The following is a 6340-nucleotide window of genomic DNA, read 5'->3' on the forward strand; positions in this document are numbered from 1 at the left end:
AAAGCACAGTTATCCCGGCATTAGCGTTCCTATACTGTCTGTCACATTCATCATGATGCAACAGGCAGGACGTTATGACCCAGTACGGCACGTTTTCCCTTGGTTCTCACTTTGTTAATCGCCTCGGCTACGGGGCGATGCAGTTAGCTGGCCCCGGCGTCTTTGGCCCACCAAAGGACCGTCATGCAGCGATTGATGTCTTGCGTGAAGCACTGGCGCTGGGCGTTAACCATATTGATACCAGCGATTTCTACGGCCCGCATGTCACCAACCAAATCATTCGTGAAGCGCTGCATCCATACGCCGATGATTTGGTGATCGTCACTAAAATCGGCGCACGACGCGGTGATGATGCGTCCTGGCTTCCGGCCTTCTCACCGGCGGAGCTGAAACAGGCGGTGCATGATAACCTGCGCAATCTTGGTCTCGATGCGCTGGATGTGGTCAATATGCGGGTAATGATTGGCGACGGTCATGCGCCGCGCGAAGGCTCAATTGAGGCCTCGGTTAGCGTATTGGCCGAACTGCAGCAGCAGGGGCTGGTGAAGCATATCGGACTCAGTAACGTGACGCCAACCCAAGTGGCCGAGGCGCGCAAGGTGGCGAATATTGTTTGTGTGCAAAACGAATACAACATTGCCCATCGCGGTGATGATGCGCTGATTGATGCGCTGGCGCGTGACGGTATCGCCTACGTACCTTTCTTCCCGCTGGGGGGCTTCTCACCGCTACAATCGTCAACGCTGAATGATATCGCGGCATCGTTGGGCGCGACACCAATGCAGGTGGCTCTGGCCTGGCTGCTACACCGCTCGCCGAATATCCTGCTGATCCCTGGGACCTCTTCGGTCGCGCACCTGAGGGAAAATATGGCAGCGGCGCAGCTGACACTGTCGGCAGAAACGCTGGCGGCGCTCGACGGTATTGCTGCTAAGGGCTAACGGGAGACGCCATGGCTAAAAAACTCTCCGCCCAATGTCACTGTGGTGCCGTGGCATTTACCGTTGAGCTTAGCGACGGATTCAATACGATACGGCGCTGTAACTGCTCTTATTGCCGGATGCGTGGTGCGGTGGCCGTGTCCGCGCCGCTGTCGGGTATGACTTTGTTACGCGGGCAGGACAAGCTGACAGAATATCGCTTTAATACCGGCGAGGCGGTGCATTACTTCTGCTCGGTGTGCGGTATTTATCCATTCCATCAGCGGCGTTCTAATCCGCAGCAGTACGGCATTAATGTGGCGTGTATTGAGGGCGTATCACCGTTTGATTTTCCCTGTGTGGAAGTGCACGACGGGGTCAATCATCCGAAGGATGGCGGTGGTGGGGTGGTCGGTTTTCTACGCTACGAGAAAAAATCGGCTGAGCAATAAAACAAAAAACCCTGCGATTAAGCAGGGTTTTTTCTAACTGGGGACGATTACGCCACCAGGCTGTCGATCGCCGCTTTCGCGTCGGAAGTGGCTTTAGTCGCGACTTCTGGACCGTAAGCGATGCCTTCAGCGAAGACGACGTTCACGTCGGTGATCCCGATGAAGCCCAGGAACACGTTCAGGTATGGGGTGATCAGGTCAGTTGGGGAATCTTTATGGATACCACCACGGCTGGACAGAACGATAGCGCGTTTGCCGGTCACCAGACCTTCTGGACCTTTCTCGGTGTAGCGGAAAGTCACGCCTGCACGAGCAATCAGGTCGAAGTAGTTTTTCAGCTGAGTTGGGATGTTGAAGTTATACATTGGTGCTGCGATAACAATAACGTCGTGTGCTTTCAGCTCGGCAATCAGCTCGTCAGAGAGCGTCAGTGCTTCCTGCTGGCGTGGCGTCAGCGGGGAGTCGCTTGGGCGCAGCGCGCCGACCAGTTCGCCATCCAGCACTGGGATTGGGTTCGCAGCCAGGTCACGGACGGTGATTTCGTCAGCGGAGTGCTTTTCGCGCCACTGTTCAACAAAATAGTCGGACAGCTGACCTGATTGAGAGTAGCCTGCCAGGATGCTGGATTTCAGAACCAATACTTTGCTCATAGGTAATTCCTTATATTTGATTGACGGGCGTTGCCCTGTTGCTTGATGACACTCTATTCACATTCCTGCCACAGGGATAGCGCAATATATCGAATTCTATTGTCAGTTTTTTTGAACAAGGCATGAAATACACAAATGTGGTACGCTAGGACCATACTTTATAAGAGCTTTTTCCTGGCAGTAAGCTGCCCGATAAGACTATGACAGAACAAGAAAAAATCACCTTTGCGATGCTGAACCAGCGCCTTGATGCGCTGATGCTGCGGGATAAACTGCGCTTTGCCCGCCGATTACACGGCGTTAAAAAGGTTAAAAATCCTGATGCTCAACAGGCCATTATTCAGGAGATGGCGCAAGAAATTGAACAGGCTGCCGGTAAAGTCGTGCTGCGTGAAGCCGCGCGTCCGGTGATTGATTACCCGGAAAATCTACCCGTCAGCCAGAAAAAACAGGCCATTCTTGAAGCCGTGCGCGACAACCAGGTGGTTATTGTGGCGGGGGAAACCGGTTCAGGGAAAACCACCCAGCTGCCGAAAATCTGTATGGAGCTGGGGCGCGGGATTAAAGGTCTTATCGGCCATACCCAGCCGCGTCGTCTGGCCGCTCGTACCGTTGCCAACCGTATTGCCGAAGAGTTGAAAACCGAGCCGGGCGGCTGCATCGGTTATAAAGTGCGTTTTAGCGATCACGTCAGCGATAACACCATGGTGAAGCTGATGACCGACGGGATTTTGCTGGCCGAAATCCAGCAGGACCGTCTGTTGATGCAGTACGACACCATTATTATCGATGAAGCGCACGAACGCAGCCTGAACATCGATTTCCTGCTCGGTTACCTGCGCGAGCTGCTGCCGCGTCGGCCAGACCTCAAAATCATCATCACCTCGGCAACCATCGATCCGGAACGCTTCTCGCGCCACTTTAATAATGCGCCAATTATCGAGGTTTCCGGTCGTACTTACCCGGTTGAAGTTCGCTATCGACCGATTGTCGAAGAGGCTGACGATACCGAACGCGATCAACTGCAGGCCATTTTTGACGCTGTCGATGAGCTGGGCCGTGAAAGTGCAGGCGATATTCTGATCTTTATGAGCGGTGAGCGCGAAATTCGCGACACCGCCGATGCGCTCAGCAAGCGCGACCTGCGGCATACCGAAATTTTGCCGCTGTACGCACGCTTGTCGAACAGTGAACAAAACCGCGTTTTCCAGTCGCACAGTGGGCGTCGTATCGTACTGGCCACCAACGTCGCGGAAACCTCGCTCACCGTACCGGGCATCAAATACGTGATTGACCCTGGTACCGCGCGTATCAGCCGCTACAGCTATCGCACCAAGGTGCAGCGTCTGCCAATTGAGCCGGTTTCACAGGCGTCGGCAAACCAGCGTAAGGGCCGCTGCGGCCGTGTGTCGGAAGGGATTTGTATTCGTCTGTATTCAGAAGATGATTTCCTGTCGCGCCCGGAATTTACCGATCCCGAGATTCTGCGTACCAACCTGGCTTCCGTTATCCTGCAGATGACCGCGCTGGGGCTGGGAGATATTGCCGCGTTCCCGTTTGTTGAAGCGCCGGATAAGCGCAATTTTCAGGACGGTGTACGCCTACTCGAAGAACTGAGCGCTATTACCACCGACGAACAGCAAACGGCTTATAAACTGACGCCGCTAGGCCGCCAGTTGAGTCAGTTGCCGGTTGACCCGCGCCTGGCGCGCATGGTGCTGGAAGCACAAAAACATGGCTGCGTACGCGAAGCGATGATTATCACTTCGGCGCTCTCCATCCAGGATCCGCGTGAGCGTCCGATGGACAAAAAGCAGGCATCGGATGAGAAACATCAGCGTTTCCACGACAAAGAGTCTGACTTCCTGGCCTTTGTGAATTTGTGGAACTATCTCGGTGAACAGCAAAAAGCGTTGTCGTCGAACCAGTTCCGCCGTCAGTGTAAGCTGGATTTCCTCAACTATCTGCGCGTGCGCGAATGGCAGGATATCTACACCCAGCTGCGCCAGGTGGTGAAAGAGCTGGGCATTCCGGTGAACAGTGAACCGGCGGAATACCGTGAAATCCATGTCGCGCTGCTGACCGGCCTGCTGTCGCATATCGGCATGAAGGATACGGATAAGCAGGAGTTTACCGGCGCGCGTAACGCCCGTTTCTCGATTTTCCCAGGCTCCGGTCTGTTTAAAAAACCGCCGAAATGGGCGATGGTTGCCGAGTTGGTGGAAACCAGCCGTCTGTGGGGCCGCATCGCCGCGCGCATCGACCCGGAATGGGTTGAGCCGGTCGCTCAGCATCTGATCAAACGTTCGTACAGTGAACCGCACTGGGAGCGCGCGCAGGGTGCGGTGATGGCGACCGAAAAAGTGACGGTCTACGGCTTGCCGATTGTGGCAGCGCGTAAGGTCAACTATAGCCAGATTGACCCAGCGTTGTGCCGCGAGCTGTTTATTCGTCATGCGCTGGTGGAAGGTGACTGGCAAACCCGTCACGCCTTCTTCCGCGACAACTTAAAGTTGCGCAGTGAAATTGAAGAGCTGGAGCATAAATCGCGCCGCCGCGACATCCTGGTGGATGACGAGACGATGTTTGAATTTTACGACCAGCGCATCAGCCATGACGTGATTTCCGCGCGCCACTTCGATAAGTGGTGGAAACAGGCCAGCCGTGAAACGCCGGATCTGCTCAACTTTGAAAAGAGCATGCTGATTAAAGAAGGCGCGGAGCAGGTCAGCAAGCTGGACTATCCGAACTTCTGGCATCAGGGCAACCTGAAGCTGCGTTTGACCTATCAGTTTGAACCGGGCGCCGATGCCGATGGCGTCACGGTGCATATCCCGCTGCCGCTGTTAAACCAGGTGGAAGAGGCTGGGTTTGAGTGGCAGATTCCTGGGCTGCGTCGTGAACTGATTATCGCGCTGATTAAATCGCTGCCAAAACCGGTTCGGCGTAATTTTGTGCCCGCGCCAAACTATGCAGAAGCCTTCTTAGGGCGCGTGACGCCGCTGGAATTGCCGCTGCTGGATTCGCTGGAGCGCGAACTGCGCCGGATGACCGGCGTCACCGTTGAGCGCGATGCCTGGCAGTGGGATCAGGTACCCGATCACCTTAAAATCACCTTCCGGGTCGTTGACGACAAAAACAAGAAGCTGCAGGAAGGGCGTGTTTTACAGGATCTGAAAGACGCGCTGAAAGGCAAAGTTCAGGAGACACTTTCCTCCGTTGCCGATGACGGTATCGAGCAAAACGGCCTGCACATCTGGAGCTTTGGCGACTTGCCAGAACGCTATGAACAAAAGCGCGGAAACTATAAGGTGAAAGCCTGGCCGGCGCTGGTGGATGAGCGTGACAGCGTGGCGATCAAACTGTTCGATAACGAGCTGGAACAGCAGCAGATGATGTGGCGCGGCCTGCGTCGCCTGTTGCTGCTCAATATTCCGTCGCCGATTAAATATTTGCACGAGAAGCTGCCGAACAAAGCCAAGCTGGGTCTCTACTTTAACCCGTACGGTAAAGTGCTGGATCTGATTGACGACTGCATCTCCTGCGGTGTCGATAAGCTGATTGACGAGGCGGGCGGCCCAGTATGGACCGAAGCAGGATTTGCTGCGCTGCATGACAAAGTGCGTGCCGATCTCAACGAAACGGTGGTAGGCATAGCCAAGCAGGTTGAGCAGATTCTCACCGCAGTGTTTAACGTCAACAAGCGGCTGAAAGGGCGCGTGGACATGACCATGGCGCTGGGGCTGTCGGATATCAAGGCACAGATGAATGGCCTGGTGTATCGCGGTTTTGTCACCGGCAACGGTTTCCGTCGTCTGGGCGATACGCTGCGTTACTTGCAGGCGATTGAAAAACGTCTGGAGAAAATGGCGGTTGACCCGCACCGCGATCGTGCGCAGATGCTGAAAGTGGAGAGCGTTCAGCAGGCGTGGCAGCAGTGGCTGAACAAGCTGCCGCCAGCACGTCGGGAGGATGAAGACGTAAAAGAGATCCGTTGGATGATTGAAGAGCTGCGAGTCAGCTTCTTCGCACAGCAGCTCGGTACGCCGTATCCAATCTCCGATAAGCGTATCCTGCAGGCGATGGAGCAGATTGTTGTTTAAAGCAGAGGGCTGGCGGGATTTAGGCGGTTTACGTTTGATGTTGGGCGGTTAAGCATCAAACTCCGTTGAGCTTTCCAGCCGATTGCGCTCCTTATTTATTTCCTGTCATTTAATTTGAATGGCGCAAGGAGCGCGCAGGGGGCGGCCAATCGCCGCCGCCCCCTGCACCCCCAGGCTCTGGCGGCAGAATCGCCGCTTCGCGGTTCCCTCAGCTT

At 55.1% G+C, this 6340-nt stretch carries 4 protein-coding genes; 3 read left to right on the forward strand and 1 reads right to left on the reverse strand.

Features of this window, described 5'->3' with window-relative positions; all coding sequences use genetic code 11:
* The first annotated feature begins 74 nt into the window (after positions 1-74).
* Together KP80_RS17850 and KP80_RS17855 are read left to right on the forward strand one after the other, a co-directional pair.
* Positions 75-941: an aldo/keto reductase family oxidoreductase gene (locus tag KP80_RS17850; protein ID WP_052284971.1), complete on the forward strand. Its 867-nt coding sequence runs from the start codon at positions 75-77 to the stop codon at positions 939-941.
* A gap of 11 nt (positions 942-952) precedes the next feature.
* On the forward strand, positions 953-1372 hold the full coding sequence (locus KP80_RS17855) for a GFA family protein (RefSeq protein ID WP_052284972.1): 420 nt from the start codon (positions 953-955) through the stop codon (positions 1370-1372).
* A 47-nt stretch (positions 1373-1419) separates the two neighbouring features.
* Here KP80_RS17855 and azoR read toward each other — a convergent pair whose 3' ends face one another.
* Positions 1420-2022 (reverse strand): FMN-dependent NADH-azoreductase, encoded by a 603-nt coding sequence (gene azoR / locus KP80_RS17860; RefSeq protein ID WP_052284973.1) that lies wholly within the window; start codon positions 2020-2022, stop codon positions 1420-1422.
* A gap of 200 nt (positions 2023-2222) precedes the next feature.
* Here azoR and hrpA point away from each other — a divergent pair, with 200 nt between their 5' ends.
* Positions 2223-6125, forward strand: coding sequence for an ATP-dependent RNA helicase HrpA (gene hrpA, locus KP80_RS17865; protein ID WP_052284974.1), 3903 nt, complete (start codon positions 2223-2225; stop codon positions 6123-6125).
* Positions 6126-6340 lie beyond the last annotated feature (215 nt).

The sequence above is a fragment of the Kluyvera genomosp. 1 genome (genome assembly GCF_001266615.1).
GTDB classification, from domain to species: domain Bacteria; phylum Pseudomonadota; class Gammaproteobacteria; order Enterobacterales; family Enterobacteriaceae; genus Kluyvera; species Kluyvera cryocrescens_A.

Coding starts and splice junctions, on each gene's coding strand:
- KP80_RS17850 (WP_052284971.1), top strand. CDS start 75: ATGACCCAGTACGGCACGTTTTCCCTTGGTTCTCACTTTGTTAATCGC.
- KP80_RS17855 (WP_052284972.1), top strand. CDS start 953: ATGGCTAAAAAACTCTCCGCCCAATGTCACTGTGGTGCCGTGGCATTT.
- azoR (WP_052284973.1), bottom strand. CDS start 2,022: ATGAGCAAAGTATTGGTTCTGAAATCCAGCATCCTGGCAGGCTACTCT.
- hrpA (WP_052284974.1), top strand. CDS start 2,223: ATGACAGAACAAGAAAAAATCACCTTTGCGATGCTGAACCAGCGCCTT.